Here is a 20898-nt window from a genome sequence, read left to right as displayed (position 1 = left end):
CGTCCAGACCATGCCTACGGGCCTGACCGGGCGTCAGCAGTTTCCGCATCGGCATTTGCTCGCAATATCGGCCCTGATGCCGTGGGAAATATCGTTTCTGCTGGATGAGGCGGAGCACTGGGTGGGCGTCAATCGCGCGCACAGCCGCAAGCATGACGACCGCCTGGGTGGTCTCACGCAGATCAACGCCTTTTTCGAGAACAGCACGCGGACGCTCCTGTCGTTCGAAATTGCGGGCAAGCGGCTTGGCGCGGACGTCGTCAACATGCACGCCGCACAATCGAGCGTGAAGAAAGGCGAAACGCTGATCGACACGGCGATGACGCTGAATGCGATGCGCGCCGATGTGATCGTTATCCGGCATGGCAGCTCCGGCGCGGTGCGCCTGATCGCGGACAAGGTGAGTTGTCCTGTGTTGAACGCGGGCGACGGATGGCATGAGCATCCGACCCAGGGCTTGCTCGATGCGCTAACCATCCGGCGGCGCAAGGGCAGCATAGCCGGGCTGGTCGTCGCGATCTGCGGCGATGTGCTGCACAGCCGTGTCGCGCGATCGAACATACTGTGCCTGGGATCGCTGGGCGCCCAAGTCCGCGTGATTGCGCCGCCCACGCTGATGCCCGCGGCAATCGAACAGATGAGCGTCACGCCCTTCACCGACATGGATGCCGGGCTGGAAGGCGCGGATGTGGTGATGATGCTGCGCCTTCAGAACGAGCGTATGGACGGCGCGTTCATCCCCTCCCCGCGCGAATATCACATGCTCTATGGCCTGACGCCCGAACGACTGGCACGGGCGAAGCCCGATGCGCTGGTGATGCACCCCGGACCCATGAACCGCGGTGTCGAAATCAGCAGCATCGTTGCCGATCATCCCGAACGCTCGGCTATCACGGAGCAGGTCGAAATGGGTGTCGCAGTACGGATGGCCTGCCTCGATGTGCTGACCCGGGCCGCGCGCGGCGTGGAGGGCTGGGCATGACTCTAGCGATCGTCAACGCGCAACTGGCCGATCCCGATGCCGACACCGTTATGCCTGGCAGCATATTGATCGATGGTGACGCGATCGTCGCGGCAGGCGACATCGCCATTCCACTCGATGCGGAGCGTATCGATGCAGGCGGACTGATCGTTGCGCCGGGCATCATCGACCTTGGCGTGTTCCGCACCGATAAGCCCGCCTTTCACTTCGGGGGTATCACGCGTGCGGCGCTGATGCCCGATCAGGCCGCGCCGCTCGACGATGTCGGCCTCATTCGCCAGGCGACACGTGCGGGAAAGCCGGATTTCTGGGTGCATCCCATCGCCGCGGCCACCCGCGGTCTCAAAGGCGTGGAGCTTGCCGAAATCGGCATGATGCAGGCGGCGGGCGCGCGCGCGGTGGGCACGGGGCGGCAGTGGATCGCCGATTCCGGCGTGATGCTGCGTGTGCTGTCCTATGCGTCGGCGCTGGGGCTTACGGTGATCGCCCATGCCGAGGATGGCGGCCTTACCGGCAAGGCTGTGGCGACATCGGGCGAGACGGCAACGCGCCTTGGCCTGTCTGCCGCCCCGGCCTGCGCGGAAGCGATGGCCATCGCCCGCGACATCATGCTCGCGCGGGAAACGGGCGCCGCGATCCACTTCCGTCTGGTGACGACGGCAGGTGGATTCGCCCTGATCCGCGCGGCGAAGGCGGATGGGCTGCACGTCACCTGCGGCATCAGCCCGGCCTATCTGTTCCTGTCCGACATCGCCGTCACCGATTTCCGCACCTTCGCGCATCTCTCGCCGCCGCTCCGCAGCGAGGATGATCGGCTGGCGGCCATCCAGGCCGTGGCGGACGGCACCATCGACGTCATCACATCGAGCCACGATCCCCGTGGTCCCGAGGACAAGCGACTGCCCTTTGCGGACTCAAGCCCCGGCATGGCGGGTGCGGAAACGCTGCTCGCCCTGTCGCTCAATCTCGTGCGGGAGGGGCATCTGACGATGAATGCCCTGATGCGCCTGCTCAGCGCGCATCCGGCCCGGATATTGGGCGTGCAGGCAGGCACCTTCGGCGCCGGTCAGGCCGCCGACATCATCTTCATCGATCCCGACACCCCCTGGCGCGTCGATTCGGCGCGGATGGCGGCAGCCGCCGGAAACACGCCGTTCGACAAGGTACCCGTTCAGGGCCGCGTCCGCAGGCTTATGAAAGGCGGACAGTTTCGGTGAAGTAAGCTGCCATCGGACGTTTTCCACCACATCGACGTTTGACTTGACGGTGTTGGCCTCAAAATCACTCGGTGGATTGGATAACCGATATAATGAGAATGGCTCCATACTGCCCCGCTGGCGCTGCGATCCCTGAATTATTGAATGAGATACAGAGATGGTACCGCCCATGTGTTTGACGCCTCGGCCGGAATGCCCTTTCTTCAATAGACAGAGTGGGAAAGGTTGCTTATCGCGGGTCCGCCATCAGCGTGGTAGCAAGCCCACTTCACTACCAAATCCAGATGGTTGGCAAATAGACTGTGAACTGGACGGACATGCCTGAGTACTCGATCGCCCCGGTGGAGACGGTAGGCGCAGATGTTGTCCTTGCAGCAACTGCTGCGTCTACGTTCGCGGTTTATCCGTTCGCATTGATCGATTGTACGGTTGATATATTCAACGGTTCGGCTTCTCCCCTGACTTGGGACAAGAATCACCCGGTTAACCTGACATACCGATGGTATAGTGCCAATGGCGACATCGTGGTGCCCGATGGCATCAGGACTGAAATCGGCACGTTCCTCCACCCCGGAGAAACACGTCGATATTTTGTGACCGTTCCCGTGCCGCTGTTCGAGGGCAAAGCGATCTTGCGGTTCTCATGTGTGCATGAAGCCAATTTCTGGTTTTGTGATCGTTTTGAGACCGGAGGATGCGACATTGCAATAGATATCGCAGCGCACGACGCATGGCCGCACGAGTTGAATAACAGGGCTGCGTTTCGCGCACTTCGCGGCAGTATCGCGGCTTATGATCTCCAGCGGCAGTTAGGCGCATTGCCCATAACTTACACGATCGCCGAAGGCGCAGCACCTCCGCCGGCAGCAGACGACGCGATGGTACCAGACGAGACGTTACCACCTGCCTGGACGTTGTCCGCGTTGCCCGTTTTGGAGCATCCACAAGCTGCCGACTTTAGCGTATATCGAGAAACTACGCATGCGGAACGATGGACACCAAACGCGGAAGTCCGTGAGAGCATTGCCGGGCCTAGAAATAGCCCGGACCTTCCGGAAAATGCCGTTCGTATCGATATGGGCGGTAATGATGTTCCCATTCGACGGAGTCCGCGCCTGTTTCGTGCGGCTATCGCCTATATGCAGGGTTTCTATAATCGGCATTTCCTGGAACCGATAATAGACCGGATAGAGCGGAAACATGATGAGCTGCTGGGTCGCTATGACCTACTTATCGAAAGTGAGAAAAAAACACGGACGCTTCTAGAAAAAGCATCATCTAGTCAGTTAAATCATTCACGCCATTATGCTGAGATAGCAGATGCGCAACTTACACATTTTTATGATCAGTTGAATGTGATATTCTCAAGATTAGGATTGTCTCTGTTAGAAATGAAAGATGATTTTAATAGATTGCGTCATATTTCATTACAAAATGACCATTCAATCAAATCGCTCAATTCTAACATTTTAGAAACTGCAAAAGACGTACGGCTAAGTTCTCAGTCTGCAATATCCAATAATAAGATTTTGAACAGAATCTTGACAGAACAGATGAAAATTCACGAAAATTCTCGTGGAAATTCCGAACTGATACGTGTCATATATCGTGAATTATTGAATTTTATCGACATACCTAAGGAAATATCTTCAATTAGCCATGATATTAAACAAATTGATCATTTTCATAAATACATTGAAAATTTACTGTTGATCGTCGAAAAAAATATCTCAGATAGTCAATTAAAAATTAGCAATATTGAAAACAAGCAAGAAAAAGATACAATTGATTTCAATAAAAATATGGCACGGTCCATTGAAGCAGCAAAAGATCATTCCGAAAAATTAAATGAGCTAAAAAGCATAATTGATTACATTAAAATCAATTCTGTGAAATTGGAAGACTTATCCAAAATAGAATTAATATTTAAAGAAAGTATCCTTGATATCGTCGCAGTTACAAATAACAATAAAATTTTACTTTCCGAAAATGAAATTAAAATAAATAACATTAGAGATATTTTAGATAAATCATATGATTTTTTGCAGAAAAATAGTGATAGTGCATTTTCAAAGATAGATGCATTGCTGTTGAGACAGGTATTTTCCCTGCCGCAGAGAGAAAGCGTCGTGTGCCGAAATTCTGCTGGCCTATTTTTGATTCCGGAAAGCGATATCGACGCGATCGCTTATTATTCGGACGGCACTCTTCCCGAGCCCGGCACGCTGTCGGTTTTGAACAAGTTACTTATTCCGGGCGGACGATTTGTTGACGTCGGTGCCAATTTGGGTTTGTTTTCGGTGGTCGCCAGTCGTCGGGTCGGGACTGCGGGGCGTGTCTGGGCGATCGAACCGACGCCATCTACCATAGCTGCGCTTAAGGTAACTCTCCAGCTTAATGGCGTCGACAAAATCGTGACGCTGCTCGAATGTGCCGCTGGTGCAGAAAAGGGTGAGGCCAAGTTGCACATCGGCCGCACCTGCGGCCACAATTCGATACTGCCTCTGGACGATGCCAAGGACATGGTCGATGTTCCGGTGGTTGCTTTGGACACATTGCTGTCCGGCGAACGAGTTGACGTCATAAAGATTGACGTTGAAGGTTGGGAAATGAATGTTTTGAAGGGGTTAGAAAATACTCTCAGGGCCAATCCTCAAATATCCGTAATCCTGGAATTCGGTCCATCTCATCTCAAGCGGGCCAATTATGGCATTACTGAATGGCTGGACGAGTTGCGTAAGTTCGATATGGATCTGTATGAGATCGATGAGTGGTCGGGCGCGCTGAATCCGCTGAGAGCGACGGGATTAGAAATCGTCGAGAGTATCAACCTGCTCATGACGAACCATTTGCCCGCGGGGCTGGCGTCATGACCACGCATGCCGTTCCTGATCGAAGGATGTTGGTGATCGGGGCGGGAGGTCACGCAAAGGTCGTCATTGATGTGGCGCGGGCAGCGGGTTGGAACCCGACGGCAATTCTCGATCCCGTAGGGCCCGGACATATGTGTTCTGATGTCCCAGTCGTTGGGGGCGATGATGAAGCAGGGGCTGTATATGCAGGCGGCATAAGGCACGCTGTCGTAGCGATCGGCCTAAATAAACTGCGCGCTCGAATCGGAGAACGCCTTCTCGAAATCGGCTTTACGTGTCCGACGATCTTGCATCCCAGTTCAATCATTTCGCCCTATGCACGCATAGGCGAAGGCACCGTCGTTATGCCCGGCGCAATAATCAATGCATGGGCTAACGTCGGACGGTTTGTCATATTGAATACGGGCGCGATAATCGAACATGATTGCCGGATCGGAGACGGAGCTCACATAGCGCCGCGCTCGGTTATGGGCGGCAACGTGAAAGTTGGAGCTCAGGCTCTTTTCGGCATCGGCAGCGTGGCGCGGCCCGAGACTACTATCGGCCAAGGAGCGATCGTTGGCGCGGGTTCGGTCGTAGTTTCAGCAATTGAAGAGTTTGTAACCGTCATGGGCGCTCCTGCCACGCAGCGTAAAGGGAGGATGGATTGAGAATTGGCATAGTCAGTTCCATGGTTCCCCATGTCGATGGCGGCTATCGAACTTTTGTAAATCAACTGGTACCACATCTGGAAAGCGCCGGACATCAAGTCGAGCGAATCTGGCTTCCCTTTAGCGGTGACCCGAATAGCATGTTGGCTGAAATAGCGGGTTTCAGAATGATGGACCTTGAAAACGTATGCGACCGGGTCATCTGTTGCCGCCCTCCGGCACATGCCATCAAGCATTCCCAGAAAGTGATATGGTTTATCCATCACGAACGGATTTTCTATGACCTTTGGGATAGTGAATATAACCCGATTCCCAAAACAGCATATTGGGAAAAATTTCGACAGACATTGTTCGATTTAGACAAGCGAACACTCGAAGAAGCACACTTGGTTTTTGCCAATTCTCGGGTAGTTGCTTCACGGCTTCATCACTTCAACGGTATCCACGCAGAAGTCCTATACCCTCCGATCGACAATCCAGTCGTTGTAGAATCATTGGGATATGGGTCAGAACTCTTATTCATTTGCCGAATAGAACATCACAAAAGGCAACATCTTGCGATACAGGCGATGGCGATGACACAAACCCCCGTCCGATTACGGATTGCCGGGGCATCACAGAACCTGGCATATCTTGCTTCTCTACATGAAGAAGTGCAGCGTAACGGATTGCAGGATCGTGTGACGGTCGATGGTCGTTGGATCAGTGAAGGCGAAAAACATCATCTTCTCGCTCAGGCGCTCGGTGTCGTTTACTTGCCGCTCGATGAAGACAGCTATGGCTATCCCACTTTGGAAGGCGCCAGCGCCCGTCGCGCCACTGTTTCCGCTCATGACTCCGGTGGTGTTAGCGAATTCATTGTCGACGGACAGTGCGGCCTATTGACTGAACCGACGCCGTCTGCGCTGGCCGAAGCATTTGATCGACTTTGGTTAGACCGGGGACTGGCCGAGAGGCTAGGTGCAGCCGCGCAAGCGCGGGTATGCACGCTGGGGATAAATTGGGAACATGTTGTTGCGAGGCTGACGGCATGAAAGTCCTAGTAGTCAACAGTATGGCTCCTTATGTCTGGGGGGGGGCAGAAGAATTATCTCAACACCTTATATATAATCTCAGGCAACGTAACATTGATGCTGAGCTGCTTCGACTACCTTTTCAATGGGAACCTTACAGTGGAATTCCTGGAGAAATAGCTCGTTTCAAGATGATGAAGCTCCCTAATGTTGATCGCGTTATATCAATGAAGTTTCCAGCCTACTTCATTTCTGCCTCTCATCATACAACATGGCTTATTCATCAATATAGACAAGCCTATGATATGTGGGACTCTCCTTATTGCAACATTCCTCATGATAAAAATGGTATCGTTGTTAAAGATTTTATTAGAGCACAGGATAATGAGTATTTTAAGAGCGCCAATAACATATTTACGATATCTGATGAAATAAGTCGCAGACTTTATAAATATAATGGTATACAGGCTGAAGCGTTGAGGGCGCCGATAAACGATCCGCATTTGTTTACTGGCGCCGACCCGTCCGGCTATATACTGGCACCTGGGCGCATAAACTCGTCCAAGCGGCAGTTTTTGCTTGTAGAAGCGATGCAGCACCTGCCGGCTACCGCAAAACTGGTTATTGCTGGTCCGCCCGAATCGGATGCAGATCGAATGATGCTGCATGATTTAGTAGGACGGTTAGATTTGGCAGCGCAGGTAAAACTCGATTTGCGTTTTCTGACGCGGCAAGAACTAGCTGACTATGTCAATCATGCAACCGCTGTCGCATATCTTCCGTTTCAGGAGGATTCCTATGGATATGTTACCATGGAAGCCTTTGAAGCGGGTAAGGCGGTGATAACGTGTCGCGATGCCGGGGAAATCCTGGAACTCGTTATTGATGGAAATACCGGGTTCATAAGCGAGGCTGACGCGGAATCGCTAGCAGGCGCAATGGCGGCATTGCTTTACAATCCCAATATGGCGGCAAGGATGGGTGCCCAAGCCAAGGCTTTTTGGCGTTCCAAAGATATAAACTGGGGTTCTCACCTTACCAAGCTCCTTGGTGAGATATGATTCGAATTTTGTGGGCCACGCCCTTCAATGTCAAATCCGCCATCGGCACTTTCAGCAGCGAAGTGTGCAACGAACTGATGCGCCGCGGCTATTCCATCCAAATCATGCGAATTGAAAGTGGTACAGAGGCCGCTTTGCCCGCGCTGCCCATAGACGCACTTGTGTGGGGATCGGATGACCCGATCCCCTTGGATATCGATTTGGTCGTGATCAATTATGGCAACCATGCACCCTATCATGCCGGGGCGCTTCGGCTGGCAGCAGCTTATCCCGCGCTGTCGATCTTCCATGATGCCGAAATGCGACATTTTGCGGCGGGTATGATCGAACGTCACCAAATTCACGTCCCGTCTCTTTACGGTCCGTCGGGCAAGGATCCGCACGGACTGGATTTTGATCTTGTCGATCCAGATGCGAGACCGTTGTTGCTGTCGTTGAGCGCCTTGGGAGCTTGCTCAGTCGTCCACGGCCCACATTATCTAGCAGCAGTCGCAGAATCCTGCCCTGGTCCGGTAGAGGTTATCCCGTTATGTTTTCCGAACATTGGCGCAGCGGATGCAGCACCTTCGCGATCGCCAAAGCTGAGTGTAACTATCTTTGGGATAATCAGCCGCTACAAACAGCCGGATCGCCTTTTGAAGGCGATTGCCATGTTAAGCGAGGATTTCGGCGCAATTGAAATTCATTTCGCTGGTACGATCGAAGACTGGTATCGGGATGCGTTGACAGGCATTGCAATGGATCTCGGCATACCCTCACCGATTTTTCATGGTTATTTGCCGGACAAAGAGTTATCTAATCTGCTGCACCAATCTACTGCTGTCTGTTGTTTAAGATATCCGGTAACGGAAGGTGGGTCTGCTTCACTCATCACTGCCCTGTATCACGCTCGGCCTCTTGTGGTGTCCGACGTAGCCAGTTACGCTTTGACCCCCGACGATCTGGTATACAAAGTGCCTTATGGCGACGACGTAAACTCGCTTGCTCAAGCACTTCGGGAGATTTTCAACAATCCACAAACGTCAGATGCCAAAGCCCTCGCAGCGCGAGATTGGGCACGAAACAACTTTTCTGCCAGCGCATATGTCGATAAGTTGGAACCGTTGATTGACACATCGTTGGCGATGATGCCGGCCCTGTTGGCATGCCGTCAATTGGCTACAACTGCCTGCTATGCTGGAGGGGAAGTCATGTTGCCAGCCCTTAAGCAAATAGCTGAAGTCGTGAATGAATTGTATTTTTGCTCGGAAGAATAGCATTTTTCCGATTTATTGATGTATTTGGTGATATAAAAATGCCCATTTCAAATAATTCTCAAAATCCGGGATCGTCCCTTATCCCGGTGTACCGGCCCGATCTTTCAGGAAATGAGAAGGCTTACGTCATTGACTGCTTGGATACCGAGTGGATTTCATCGATAGGCATTTATACAGAAAAATTTGAAAGCTATTTTTCAAATTATGTCGGTTGTGGGCATGCAATAAGCGTATCTAATGGGACTGTGGCTCTTCATTTGGCACTTCATTGTCTTGATATCGGACCAGGTGATGAAGTTATCGTTCCGACGTTCACTTATATCGCGTCCGTCAACACAATTCGTCAAACCGGCGCCACGCCCGTTTTTGTTGAATGCAACTTAGATGATTGGTTGATCGACATCGCTGATGTTGAACGGAAGATCACCTCGAGAACCAAGGCCATCGTAGCAGTACATCTTTATGGTGCTGTCTGCGACATGCTCGCACTTCGCCGGATCGCCGACGCACACCGGTTGAGCATCGTCGAAGATTGTGCCGAAGCGCTGGGATCGACCTTGGATGATCAACACGTGGGTACGTTTGGGGATGTCGGAACATTCAGTTTCTTCGGCAACAAGACTGTTACCACGGGCGAAGGTGGCATGGTCATTGCTAATGACAAAGCCCTCGCGGATAGATTGCGCAAGGTAAAGGGACAGGGCCAGTCGCTTGACAGGCGTTATTGGCACGACGAGTTAGGCTTCAACTATCGTATGACAAACATCTGTGCAGCTATCGGGTTGGCACAGATGGAGCGCATAGACGCAATACTTTTCCGGAAGAGGCAGATTGGCGCTCTATATCGCCAACTTTTGCAAGATTGTCCGGTTCATTTTCAACACATCCAGGACAACGTTGTAAGTTCAGATTGGCTGGTCAGCCTTCTTCTGCCGTCTAAATCCGATCGCGATACTCTTATGAAATCGATGCGTAACAGAAACATCGATAGTCGGCCGGTTTTTTATTGCGCTCATCAGATGCCAATGTACGATTGCGGCTTGGCCTATCCAGTGTCAGAGCATATTGCGAAGTCGGGCATTAGTTTACCCAGTTATCCTGCACTAAGTGATGACGATGTTGCTAAAGTAGTTGATGTTCTAAAGTCATGTGCTGGATTTCAATGAAATCCGGCTTGAGATTGACGTTATACGGTCTTGTTATTGGTACTGTCCAACACACCCAACATGGTCAGGATGTCGTTAGCCGTCGTCTGCCAATTTCCAGCTTGCGTAGCATCTTCGGCCTCCTGCTTGTTGACGTCTATCGTTGCCAGCCAGCCGTTGATCGCATTCGCCAAATCCTCAGGCTCCTCTCCGTGGAAAAATGTGGCTGATCCCCGCGCTACCTCTCGAAAAACAGGTAAATCTCTTACGAGAACACTTTTTCCATATGCCTTTGCCTCCAGCATGGGCAATCCAAAGCCCTCGCCTCGCGAAGCCAAGAGCAGACCTGCACATTTTTGATATAGTGCTGCGAGAAATGTATCGCTGGCATCCTCGAGCCACAAAAGAGATTTGCCGTAGCAGACATGATTGCGAATCTTCGCCTGTAACAATGCCGATTTCCAGCCGGGTCGCCCTACAATAAGTAAATGCGGCGCATTATCTTGGTCATTCTGCCAAATCAGGTCGAAAGCTTTAAGGGCTTGATCATATCCTTTCCGGGGTTCGATGGTACCAACCATCAGCACAGTCCGCTTGGCCCGCATCCAAGAAAATATCTTCTCGGCGTTGTCGGGCATTGTCGTCGTTCGCATGCTGGTCGTAAAATCGCTGCCAAGCCGGATCACGCCGATGTCAGGGCCGTTTGCGTTACCCGGACGATTTTGAGCGATCCAGAGTGCAAAATCGTCAGCCACAGTGCGAGAAATACAGATCACATGATCGGCATGATCAACAACGAAATTAAGCCACTTCAAATATCTGCGGCTCGTCGTCCGATGAAACCAATCTGGGTTCCGTGCAGGCAACAAATCGTAGACAAAAAAAACTATGCGGACGCCAGCGCTCTTCCATCGAATAATCTGTCCTTTATTTCGTAAAATATCCTTGGGGGACAAATCGATTCCTAAAAACATGTCTCCCGGACGAGCAATAACCTTCTCGTTATTAACTTGATTAAATTTTCTATCAATATTACTTAAACTATGTAATTGATTATAAATATAATTAATTCTACCATTTGATATAATTGTTCTAACTATAAATTTCTCTAAATTCATTGAAAGTAAGTTTGAAACAACTGATCGAACGACTCTTTGAATTCCTGTTCCAGCATCGTATTTATTAATAGTAGAAATGTCTATTAATATAGAATTTTTATTTTTATCAATTAAATTATCATCAGATACCGCAATCATACCAAATAATTTACGGATTCTTTTTATTATAACTTTGACATGCATTTGAAAAAATTCACTTTAACTATTGATATTTAGATGAATTATATTATCTGGCATATTTTATGCTGATGACTTACCACCTCTGGCACCATTGGTTCACGCTCATATCATGCTGCCATGTTTTCGTGACTATGGCAGCGGTCGATGCACTTGCCAAAACGTTAGAATGGCGCTCCTACCTGGCACGATACGAACTAGAAAAGCTACCAACGATGATACGCAGCAGTTTTGCACCCCACGCCGCACAGAATAAGCGTAGCCCAGTGTGAACGCATGTTGATCATCCCGGCAGCATCTCGCTTTTTCAGATAATCGCAGCCATGAGCTGCCACCGCACTTCTCCAAACTCTTTTGAGAGACTATCCCTGCTGACATGAATGCCTCACGCCCTCTACTGCTGGACGTCCGTCGCCTTGTTTGGCGCATATGGGTGGGCGGCATGCCCACCGGCGTCGATCACGTCTGCCTAGCCTATTTGGAACATTATGCTCAACATGCCCAAGCGGTAGTCGAAAGGGGCCGTGTCCGTTGCATTCTGTCACCCGAAAACTCCGACCGGCTCTTCGCAATGCTTCGCTTTGGGATGGACCGATTCAAACGCAACATGTCGATTCTCGGGATGCGCGCCATGCTCTCCAGCTTCGGCGAAGGACAGCGTGGTAAGGGACGTGTATACCTCAATGTAGGTCATACTGGGCTGGAACAGTCATCGGGCATCGCACTGCTTGATGTTAAGCCAGTGTACCTTCTACATGATCTCATACCGATCACCCACCCCGAATATTGCCGCGCCGGGGAAAATATCCGTCATGCCGAGCGTGTCCGCACCATTTTGAAGCGCGGGCATGGCGTCATTGCCAATTCAAATGACACGGTGACGGCATTTAGCGCATTCGCCCAATCGGAAGGACAGACGCTGCCTCCTACGCTCACCGCATATCTTGGAACGCGGTTGATGGTCAGCGCGACCGATAACAGGGCGCCACTTGACCGGCCGTATTTTGTAATGTTGGGGACGATCGAAGGCCGCAAAAATCACATTCTCATCCTTAACATATGGCGTGATCTGGTAACCAAGATGGGGGCCGAGGCACCTATTCTGGTCATAATCGGCAAGCGTGGCTGGGAATGCGAGCAGGCCGTGGATTTGCTTGAACGAAGTCCTCACATAAAAGGTCATGTTATCGAACTTCAGCACGGCCAGGACCACGATGTTGCGCACTATTTCCGTCATGCCCGGGCGCTGCTTTTTCCATCGTTCACAGAAGGATATGGAATGCCTCTTATCGAGGCGCTTGCATCGGGTCTGCCGGTCATCGCGAGTGACATTGCGGTTTTTCGGGAACTGGCCGGAGACATTCCAGAATATTTCAGCCCCATCGACGGCATTGGCTGGCGCAACGCGATTGAAGCCTACTTGCCCCAAGATAGTGTTTCGCGTGCGGCTCAATTGCTACGCATGCGCGATTTTTCCCCTCCTACATGGGAACAACATTTCGCCAAGGTCAACGATTGGTTACCGTCTATCGAGAAAGGGAACACCCGCTATCCCACCGGCTCCAGCCCGTCGTCACGCAGCCAGCGCCGCCGATAGGCCAGCGCGAACAGCCGGTTAAGCAGCGGGTTGCTCCACCCGCAATTGGTGCTGAAATCACGCCGCAGCGTGTCGTGGTGCAACTGGTGCGCCTGCGGTGTCATCAGCAGTCCCGCGCGGCGCATCGCCCGCACGATCCACACATTCTGCGCGCGATGCAGCGTGCCGTGGAAATATTGCGCGAAGGCGCCCCCGATCAGCAGCGCCACCATCCCCGCCATCGCCCATCCCGGCACGGGCCACAGCTTCGCCGCGCCATTCATCAGCAGCGATAGCGGCAGCGCGCCCGCCAGCACCGTCGATCCGATCAGCCGCACCACGCCCCGCCGCCCCAGCGCATCGGGCCGCGGATGGTGGTTCTTGAAATCGTAGACCAGCCGTTCGAGCGGATTAATCCGCGCCATCGCGGCGCGAAACATCGCCTGATATTCATCGGATTCGCGCGATCCGGGATAGAAATACAGCCGGTCCAGCCCCACCCCGGTCACGCAGGGGCGATAATCCATGTACATATGCACCGCGCCCGACAGCATGTCCGCGACATACCAGCCCAGCAGCATCGCCGGGATCGCCCACAGGCTCGGGTCGCGCAACGCAAAGGCGGCATTGGCGGCAAGCGAGACGAAGAACAGCGCGAGGACGAAGCGCATCAGCATTGCGGTCCTTTAGCAGAGCATGACCGGCTGTCCAACTGTCGGGGTGGGTTGGATGTGTAGAGGTGCATGGTGCGTAAATCACCAACGACCATAACAGCCTTCTGTCGGCCCCATAGCAAACAAGCCATCGAGGACGTCGATCAAGCGGGGTCGGGAAGCCACATCGCAGAATCTACCGCGTTCGAAGTCTATCAGCTTCAATCCAGCCACATGAACGGCAAGCAGTTCTGGATCAAGCCCCCGATCATCAACGCCTCCCCAAAACGAATAGGCCGGGGGTTTGCCCGGCCTCTCTACGTCATGCAGGCGTGCCGATCAGGCGACCGGGCCGAGGCCCTTGATGGCGCTGTCGACCAGCGCCTTGTCGGCACCGGCATCATGGCCCTCTGCGATCAGCGCGGCGGCGGCGGCGGTGGCGGCCTGTACGGCCTTCGCGCGGACATCGGCAATGGCGCTGCGCTCGGCGGCGGCAATCTTGTCCTCCGCCATTTTCTGGCGGCGGGCGATGAGCGCCGTGGCATTCGCCTGCGCATCGTCCAGCAACTGGGCGGCTTCCTCTTCGGCACGCGCCTTCAGCGCATTGGCCTCGCCAGCGGCGGCGGCGAGCTTGGCTTCATATTCCGCCTTGAGGGCCTCCGCCTCCGCGCGCAGCTTCGAGGCTTCCTCCAACTGGGTGCGGATGGTCGCGATCTTTCCGTCAAGACCGCGCGCGATCAGTGCAGGCACTTTCTTCCAGATCAGGACCGCGATGAAGATCGCCATCGCGAGGCTGACCCAGGCCGTCGCATCGAGACCGAGCGCCTTGGGATCGGTGTGCGCCGCAACCCCTTCGTGCGCCGTGGTGCCGACGGCCTCAGAACCTTCCGCATGGATGGCTTCATTCGCGGTCGGCGCGCTGTTCGCTGCTGCATTAGCCATGGACGAGAGCTGCCTTCACTGCCTGACGGGCGGCTTCCGGCGACGCCGAAAGGCCCGAAATCTTTGCCACCATGTCGCGCGCGGCATCGGCGGCGACATGCTCGATCTCCGCCATCGCCGAGGTGCTGGCGGCCCGGATCTCCGCTTCGGCCGCCGCGATCTTTTCCGCCACGAGGGCATCGGTGGCTTTCACCTTCGCCTCCGTATCGCGGGCCGCCTGCGCCTTGGCTTCGGCGATCCGGGCCTGCGCTGCGGCGCGGGCGTCGGCATCATGCTTGCGGTAATCCGCCTCGATCTCGTCCGCACGGGCAAAGGCTGCCTTCGCGGTTTCGAGATCGCCTGCGATCTTCGCATCGCGCGCACCCACCGTCGCTTCGATCTTCGGGACCATGCCGAGACCGATGACGAAGAATACGAAGCCGAACGTCAGCAACAGCCAGAATATCTGGGAGGCGTAGGTTTCGGCGATTTGCGCGATTTGAGGCATGGGTTTCCCGCTATCGTAATTACCGTCCGGTCAAGACCACCGTTCGGACTGAGCCTGTCGAAGTTCCCGCCTGAACGAAGGGAAGGTGCTTCGCCTGCGGCTCAGCATGATCCTTCGACTTCACTCAGGACGAACGGCAGTGTCAGGCGACGAAAATCAGGATCATGGACACGACGAACGCCAGCAGGCCGAGAAGTTCGGCAGCGGCGAAGCCGATGAACAGGCGACCCTGCTGGCCATCGGCGGCCGAAGGATTGCGCAGCGCGCTTTCGAGAAACGAGCCGAACACGTTGCCCACGCCGAGCGCGGCCATGCCGGCACCAATTGCTGCGAGACCGGCACCGATGAGCTTTGCGGCTTCTGCGTCCATGATAATACTCCTTGTTAAACGTATGTAATGTTGGAAGAAAACTTAGTGCAGGTTCACCGCGTCGTTGATGTAGAGCGAGGTGAGCAGCGCGAACACATAGGCCTGGATCACCGCAACCAGCATTTCCAGCGCGCTGATGCCGATCATCAGCGCGAAGCTGGAGAGGCCGACGGTCAAGCCGAAACCGGCCCCGGCATTGGTGGAATTGATGACAAACCCGGCCAGCACCTTGAGCAGGACGTGCCCGGCGGTCATCGCGACGAACAACCGCAGGCCGAGGCTGAACGGCCTGACCATGAAGGACACCAGTTCAATGAGGAAGATGAAGGGGATCATCGGCACCGGCGTGCCGTGCGGCACGAACAGCGAGAAGAAATGCAGGCCATGGCGCCAGAAACCGACGATCAGGACGATCGCGAAGCTCATCACGGCAAGAACGCCGGTGGCAGTGAAATGGCTGGTAAAGGTAAAGGGGTGCAGGCCGACGAGACCGAGCGGCAACAGGCCGAGCAGGTTGGCGAGCAGAATGAACATGAAGAGCGAGAAGACGTAAGGCACGTATCTTTTGCCTTCCGGCCCGACATTGGCAGTCAGCAGATTGCTGATGAAGCCGGTCATCGTTTCGACCGCCGCCTGCCAGCGACCGGGCACCAGTTCGCGCTTCATGCCGCCGATCATGAAGATCCACAGGACGACGACCGTCGCCACCATCCACAGCGCGCTGTTGGTGAAGGCAATGTTGTAACCGCCGATGGCCAGTTGATCGGTGCCGAACAGCGGCTCGATCGCAAACTGGTGCATTGGGTCGATTTTGCCTGATTCTGCCACGCGAAACCCCATTAAACCCTATAACGAAAGCGCCCCGTCAGTCGGGACGCTTCGCTGAAATCCGAATGATGTTCCTGAAGGCCACGATGATCCCCAGAAAGAGGAAAACCAGCAGGAGCCAGGGCGATGTGCCGAACAGCCGGTCGAACAACCAGCCGATCAGTGCACCACCGGCAAGACCGCCGATCAGTTCCGCCAATACGCGGTTGCCGAGGCGGTAATTCGCATCCGCCCCCTGCTGCGTAGTGCCGGTCCTGACCTGTTCGTCGCGGCTGATACGCGCCAGCCGCTCTTCGAGTGACCGTATCCGCGCATCGCCCCCGACGGGGTCTTCCCCAGGTTCAGTATCCGACATTGCCCGGCTCTCCCACGTTCCCGCATCGCTGCGGTCAGGAGCGCCATGAACGCCAGACGCTGCACCCGTCAAGGCGCGGCCCGTTTAGAAAGGGTGTCCCCCCAAGTCAACAGTGCTTGGGGATGGGGAGGAAAGGAGCAAGAAAAAGCCCTCTCCCCTTCCGGCGAAAGGGTTGCGAGAGGAGCATGTCAGGCGGCAGCCATAGTCCCGTGATCGACGGACAGCCCCCTCTCCCCGGCCCTCTCCCCTCAAGGGAGAGGGAGACGATTTACCCCGCCGTGGCGCAGTAATCCGGCAGAGCGATCGCACCGCTGCCCTTTGTCTGCCACGCGCCATTGCCGATGCGATAGGCCTGTCCCGCCTTCACGCGGGCCGCCAGCGTCTGACATCCGGTGGCGGCGGCGACATCCGCCACCGTCACGCCGCGCTTGCCGGCCAGGTCGGTATAGGCGGCCCGGCGCTTGATGTTGATCGATTCGACTTCGGCGCGCACATCGGCGGAGACTGATCCCGCGATGCCGAGATAACCGTCGGACTGTTCCCCGACCGTTCCGGCGGCGATCGCTTGCGCGACCACACCGCTTTGGGCGCGAGCGGATGTTGTCAGCGCGATGCCGGACGCGACCGCAAGCGCGGCACTGGCGGCAAAAAGAAAAGATGTACGTGTCATTGCGGGAACAACTCCGGGTTATTCTGAATAAGATCCTGCGCGTCGCGTTGCAGGCGCACCACGACTTCCTGCTGCACCTTCACGTTCAGGTTGATCTCGATCGGCTTGTCCGGCGCGCGCACCTGAATGCAGCCACCAAAAGCAAGGCCGACGAACCCAAGCGCCAATATGCCATATGTCTTCATTTCCGGTCCCTCTGTGCGCCCTTGTCGCTTTCGGCAGGCTGAACGGCAAGCCCGAAAGACGTGACGGGCGGCGATTGTGTTACGGGCGCGTATTGATCGCCCAGATTGGATCGGATCAGGCCGCTCGGATCGATAAAGGACTGCGCCGTATTGAGCAGCCCGCGGAACGGGGCTTCGATGCGGATGTTGAACAGGAACGGCAGGCCGATGAAATTGCGGGCGATGCCCTTCGGTCTCTCCCCCGGCGTACCGCGATTGACGCCGTTGAACGACACCTGCGTCACCAGTTCGCCATCGAGTGCGCCGTCCATCAGGATGGTCAGGCATTTATATTGCAGGTGCTTGAGCGCATCGAACGCCATCTTGCCATAGACGCCCAGCTGTTCGTTGGAGACCGGGCCGACATAGGCGAGGGTGCCGCCCTGCTGCGCGGGATCGCAGGTTATGCGCAAGTTTGCGGTGTCCGACAGGACGAGCGGGGCGCGCCCCGTCTGCCGCGCGACCAGCACGCCGCCCACGATGCGTCCACCATGTTCATCGAAGATCATGGGCAGCAGCCCGTCGTACGTGCCGGTCGCCGAAACATTGTCGAGGTCGAGAGTCTGGATGAAGGCACCGGCATCCATGCCGACGACACGGAACGACAGGTTGCGGGGCTTGTCCGCGCTGAAATCCATGGTGGTCGGCAGCAGGCTGAGTTGCCCGCCCGCAAATGGCCATTCGCCGCCTTCGATATGCACCTGCTGATTGGGAAGAAGCTGATAGCGCACTTCGCCGCCGGTGACCTCGACACCCGGATTGACACTAGCGATGCGCGCCACCTGTCCCGGTGCAGAGACGAGGCCGACCAGATCGGTAAAACGCAGTTCGCCGGACAGGCCGGTGACCGGACCGAAGGCGGCCGCCAGGTCCATGGCGTCGGTACGGAACAGGCCGTCGCTTGTGACGTCGCTTCCCGTCCAGCGGACCTGCCCCTTGCCCACCACGGTGCCGCGGGCATTGGCAACGACGCCCAGCGCCAGACGGGTGAGCATTTCGGGCTGGAGCGCCTGGGTGAAGGTTACGCCTGGCACATCGAGATCGGCGCGCCCTTTCGCGCTCCCCAGATCATGCACGATATCGGTGCGGGCGACGCGCGCGCCGGTCCGCGGTTCAAGCAGGCTTCCCTGCGCGGTGATACGATTGTCGCGCAGGGCCAGGGTGAAGTCACGGCTGACGAGGGCCTCGAAGCGATGCGGCGTCTCCGAGTCGGTGAGAGTCAGACCGCCATCAACACGCAACAGGCTGTCGGCATAGCGCCAGCGTCCGGCGGCATCGCCAACGAGCAGAGGCACTGTGCCGATGCGGCCGCTTGCGCCCGTCATGGTGCCGCCAAGCCCGCCCTTATCCATGCGCCCGGCAAAGCTGGCGGCGGACAGGCGGACGGGCGCGGCAGGATCGCCCAGTTGCAGATCGGCGTCGGTCAGGCGGAAATCGCGATCGGCGAGGCTGAGGCGTCCGCTGGCGGCAGACAGACGCATCGCACTGTCGCCCAGCGTACCGGCGAGGCGCAGGGCCTCGACGCGCGCACCACCCGAAAGCCCCGCCGCCCCGTAAGCGAGCAGCGGCGTGCCACGATCGGGGCAGAGCCGCACGCGCGTCGTGCCAAGGCCGACACTACCGTAGCGCAGCGCATCGAACGCCAGCGGCGTACAGTTGCGGTTGATGGTCAGCGCCCCGCCGCTGGAGAGCGCGCCGTCGATCGGCAGGACAAGACCCTTGATACCGCCGCCCTGAAGCGGCCCGTCAAGACGCAGGCTGGTGGCAAATCGGGTCATGCCATCGGACCCGGCCGAGAAGCGGACGGCATCCATGGCAAGGCGCGCGTCGGCGGCGGTGTAGGGATCAAGGAACATCTGGCCACCGAAGCCGCCCGCAGCATTGCGCGCCAGCCGGAGCGCGGCCTTGGGCAGACCGCCGCCCTCCATCGTGACGCCGCCGTCCAGTGCCCAGGCGAAGCGGCCGCTCGCGCGCGGCCAGTCGAGGGACAGGCGGCTGTCGGGTGCCAGAGCGATGCGCGCACCGCTGCGGCTGGAAAACTGCGCGTTGGTGAGGGAGAGCGTGCGGCCCATGTCGCTCTGGTCCGCGGCAAAGCGCAGCGTCGTACGGTTATCGCGGCTGGCGGCGCGGGCGGCATCGGCGAGGCGCAGGCCGAGCGGCGATATGGGTGTGCCCGTCGTCGCGGCGCGCAGGCTCGCGAGGGGATCAGATCGCGTCGAGCGCAGATCGCGCGCCGAAAGTGCACCTTCGATCCGCGCATCCAACCCGGTCCGGCCTGGCGCGAAACGATAGGCGCCCGTCAGGTTCACCGCACCCGACGCAAGGGTCCCCTGCCCTGCCGCCTGCGCCGAGAGCTTCGCCGTGCCGCGCGTTCCCGCCGCCGCGCCGTCAAAGCCGATACGGCCGGACGGACGGACGAAGGTTGCCGCAGAGGCCTTGATGGCGAGTGCGGTCAGATCGGCATGGCCAGTCCAGCGGTCGAAGCCCGAGGACAGCCAGGCATCCAGCGTCACCACCGGCCTGGCTATGCCGACATCCTGATCGCGACAGCCGAGCGCCGCACCACGGATCGGCCCGGCAAGGCGCGGACGACCGTTGCTGGTCGAAAGCGAAAGCCAGGCGTTCGCATCGGTCAGCGCGCATCCGGCCAGAGTGAGACGCGGGCTGACGGCGGCGAGTTGCCCGCGAAATCCCGAACGCAGGTTGCCCGTGCCATCGAGCGTCATCCCCACGGCACCAAAGTCGCTTTCCAGTCGCATGCGCGCATCGGTCAGGGCAAGCCGCAGATCGGGCAAGGCGAAGGGCGCGGCGGGATCACCGCTGCGGAAACGATCGAGCGCGCCGAGATCAAGCACACCGCCCCGCCACTGGCCGCGCAGCCGCACGCCGCCAGCCCGCACGGCGACGACATGCGGCGTGAGGCCGGTGAGCGACAGATCGATTTCGGCCCAGCGGGCAGTAAGATCGGGATTGCGCGGATCGCCGATGACGACATTTTCGACGCGTTGCGTCCGCAAGCCGATGGCGACGATGTCATAATCGGCGCGTACGCCGCGCGTCGCCAGTTCACGGGCGATGAAGTTTTCCGCAATGGGCTGGCGCAGAGTCCATATGGTCAGGGCCGTGAGTGCCAGCACGGCCGTGCCGCCCAGCGCCACGCGCACCCACGGCCGATGGCGGGCGTGCCGCGGCATGTGCGCTGCGTCCCCCTTGTCATCGTGCATCTGCGCGCCACCCCGGACGTTGTTCCATTGCCATCATCAAACCCGTAACGCCTGAACAGCATGTGACCAGCAGGAAA

At 56.6% G+C, this 20898-nt stretch carries 19 protein-coding genes; 9 read left to right on the top strand and 10 right to left on the bottom strand.

The window, feature by feature from the left end; genetic code table 11:
- The first annotated feature begins 10 nt into the window (after positions 1-10).
- From ENE74_RS13825 to ENE74_RS13790, 8 genes are all read left to right on the top strand, one after another.
- On the top strand, positions 11-982 hold the full coding sequence (locus ENE74_RS13825; RefSeq protein ID WP_127691618.1) for an aspartate carbamoyltransferase catalytic subunit: 972 nt from the start codon (positions 11-13) through the stop codon (positions 980-982).
- Complete coding sequence (locus tag ENE74_RS13820) at positions 979-2199, top strand: dihydroorotase (protein ID WP_127691525.1); 1221 nt, start codon at positions 979-981, stop codon at positions 2197-2199. Before ENE74_RS13825 ends, ENE74_RS13820 begins: the two co-directional genes overlap by 4 nt.
- Positions 2200-2501: 302 nt before the next feature.
- Positions 2502-5072 carry an FkbM family methyltransferase gene (locus ENE74_RS13815; protein ID WP_127691524.1) on the top strand — a complete coding sequence of 857 codons (2571 nt, stop codon included), beginning with the start codon at positions 2502-2504 and terminating at the stop codon, positions 5070-5072.
- Complete coding sequence (locus ENE74_RS13810) at positions 5069-5722, top strand: acetyltransferase (protein WP_241242005.1); 654 nt, start codon at positions 5069-5071, stop codon at positions 5720-5722. Before ENE74_RS13815 ends, ENE74_RS13810 begins: the two co-directional genes overlap by 4 nt.
- A 20-nt stretch (positions 5723-5742) precedes the next feature.
- Positions 5743-6756, top strand: a complete 1014-nt coding sequence (locus ENE74_RS13805; RefSeq protein WP_241242004.1) for a glycosyltransferase family 4 protein — start codon at positions 5743-5745, stop codon at positions 6754-6756.
- Complete coding sequence (locus ENE74_RS13800; RefSeq protein WP_127691522.1) at positions 6753-7796, top strand: glycosyltransferase family 4 protein; 1044 nt, start codon at positions 6753-6755, stop codon at positions 7794-7796. Before ENE74_RS13805 ends, ENE74_RS13800 begins: the two co-directional genes overlap by 4 nt.
- Positions 7793-9052, top strand: a complete 1260-nt coding sequence (locus ENE74_RS13795) for a glycosyltransferase family 4 protein (RefSeq protein WP_127691521.1) — start codon at positions 7793-7795, stop codon at positions 9050-9052. The genes ENE74_RS13800 and ENE74_RS13795 overlap by 4 nt, the downstream gene beginning before the upstream one ends.
- Positions 9037-10218 (top strand): DegT/DnrJ/EryC1/StrS family aminotransferase, encoded by a 1182-nt coding sequence (locus ENE74_RS13790; RefSeq protein WP_241242003.1) that lies wholly within the window; start codon positions 9037-9039, stop codon positions 10216-10218. Before ENE74_RS13795 ends, ENE74_RS13790 begins: the two co-directional genes overlap by 16 nt.
- 20 nt (positions 10219-10238) lie before the next feature.
- Here the strand turns inward: ENE74_RS13790 and ENE74_RS13785 are convergent, their stop codons facing one another.
- Entirely contained in the window at positions 10239-11498 is a 1260-nt protein-coding gene (locus tag ENE74_RS13785) for a glycosyltransferase family 4 protein (RefSeq protein WP_127691519.1), read from the bottom strand.
- A gap of 370 nt (positions 11499-11868) precedes the next feature.
- Here ENE74_RS13785 and ENE74_RS13780 point away from each other — a divergent pair, with 370 nt between their 5' ends.
- Positions 11869-13089 (top strand): glycosyltransferase family 4 protein, encoded by a 1221-nt coding sequence (locus ENE74_RS13780; protein ID WP_127691518.1) that lies wholly within the window; start codon positions 11869-11871, stop codon positions 13087-13089.
- Here ENE74_RS13780 and ENE74_RS13775 read toward each other — a convergent pair.
- From ENE74_RS13775 to ENE74_RS13735, 9 genes are all read right to left on the bottom strand, one after another.
- Positions 13041-13745 carry a fatty acid desaturase CarF family protein gene (locus ENE74_RS13775; RefSeq protein WP_127691517.1) on the bottom strand — a complete coding sequence of 235 codons (705 nt, stop codon included), beginning with the start codon at positions 13743-13745 and terminating at the stop codon, positions 13041-13043. The genes ENE74_RS13780 and ENE74_RS13775 overlap by 49 nt on opposite strands.
- Positions 13746-14060: 315 nt before the next feature.
- Positions 14061-14663 carry a F0F1 ATP synthase subunit B family protein gene (locus tag ENE74_RS13770; protein WP_127691516.1) on the bottom strand — a complete coding sequence of 201 codons (603 nt, stop codon included), beginning with the start codon at positions 14661-14663 and terminating at the stop codon, positions 14061-14063.
- Complete coding sequence (locus ENE74_RS13765) at positions 14656-15150, bottom strand: F0F1 ATP synthase subunit B family protein (protein ID WP_127691515.1); 495 nt, start codon at positions 15148-15150, stop codon at positions 14656-14658. Before ENE74_RS13765 ends, ENE74_RS13770 begins: the two co-directional genes overlap by 8 nt.
- A 142-nt stretch (positions 15151-15292) precedes the next feature.
- A complete protein-coding gene (locus tag ENE74_RS13760) occupies positions 15293-15520 on the bottom strand; it encodes a F0F1 ATP synthase subunit C (protein ID WP_070157997.1) in 228 nt (75 codons plus the stop codon).
- Positions 15521-15562: 42 nt separating this feature from the next.
- Entirely contained in the window at positions 15563-16360 is a 798-nt protein-coding gene (locus tag ENE74_RS13755; protein ID WP_241242002.1) for a F0F1 ATP synthase subunit A, read from the bottom strand.
- A gap of 25 nt (positions 16361-16385) precedes the next feature.
- Positions 16386-16703, bottom strand: coding sequence for an AtpZ/AtpI family protein (locus ENE74_RS13750; protein ID WP_127691513.1), 318 nt, complete (start codon positions 16701-16703; stop codon positions 16386-16388).
- Between the two features lie 268 nt (positions 16704-16971).
- Positions 16972-17373, bottom strand: a complete 402-nt coding sequence (locus tag ENE74_RS13745) for a YdbL family probable chaperone protein (protein WP_127691512.1) — start codon at positions 17371-17373, stop codon at positions 16972-16974.
- A complete protein-coding gene (locus ENE74_RS13740; protein ID WP_127691511.1) occupies positions 17370-17558 on the bottom strand; it encodes a YnbE family lipoprotein in 189 nt (62 codons plus the stop codon). The genes ENE74_RS13745 and ENE74_RS13740 overlap by 4 nt, the downstream gene beginning before the upstream one ends.
- Positions 17555-20821: an intermembrane phospholipid transport protein YdbH family protein gene (locus ENE74_RS13735; RefSeq protein ID WP_127691510.1), complete on the bottom strand. Its 3267-nt coding sequence runs from the start codon at positions 20819-20821 to the stop codon at positions 17555-17557. The genes ENE74_RS13740 and ENE74_RS13735 overlap by 4 nt, the downstream gene beginning before the upstream one ends.
- Positions 20822-20898: the final 77 nt, after the last annotated feature.

Source organism: Sphingobium algorifonticola (assembly GCF_004005485.1).
In the GTDB taxonomy this organism is placed as follows: Bacteria; Pseudomonadota; Alphaproteobacteria; order Sphingomonadales; family Sphingomonadaceae; genus Sphingobium; species Sphingobium algorifonticola.
The sequence above is the reverse complement of the archived record's forward strand: the minus strand, read 5'-3'. Positions and strand labels throughout refer to the sequence as shown.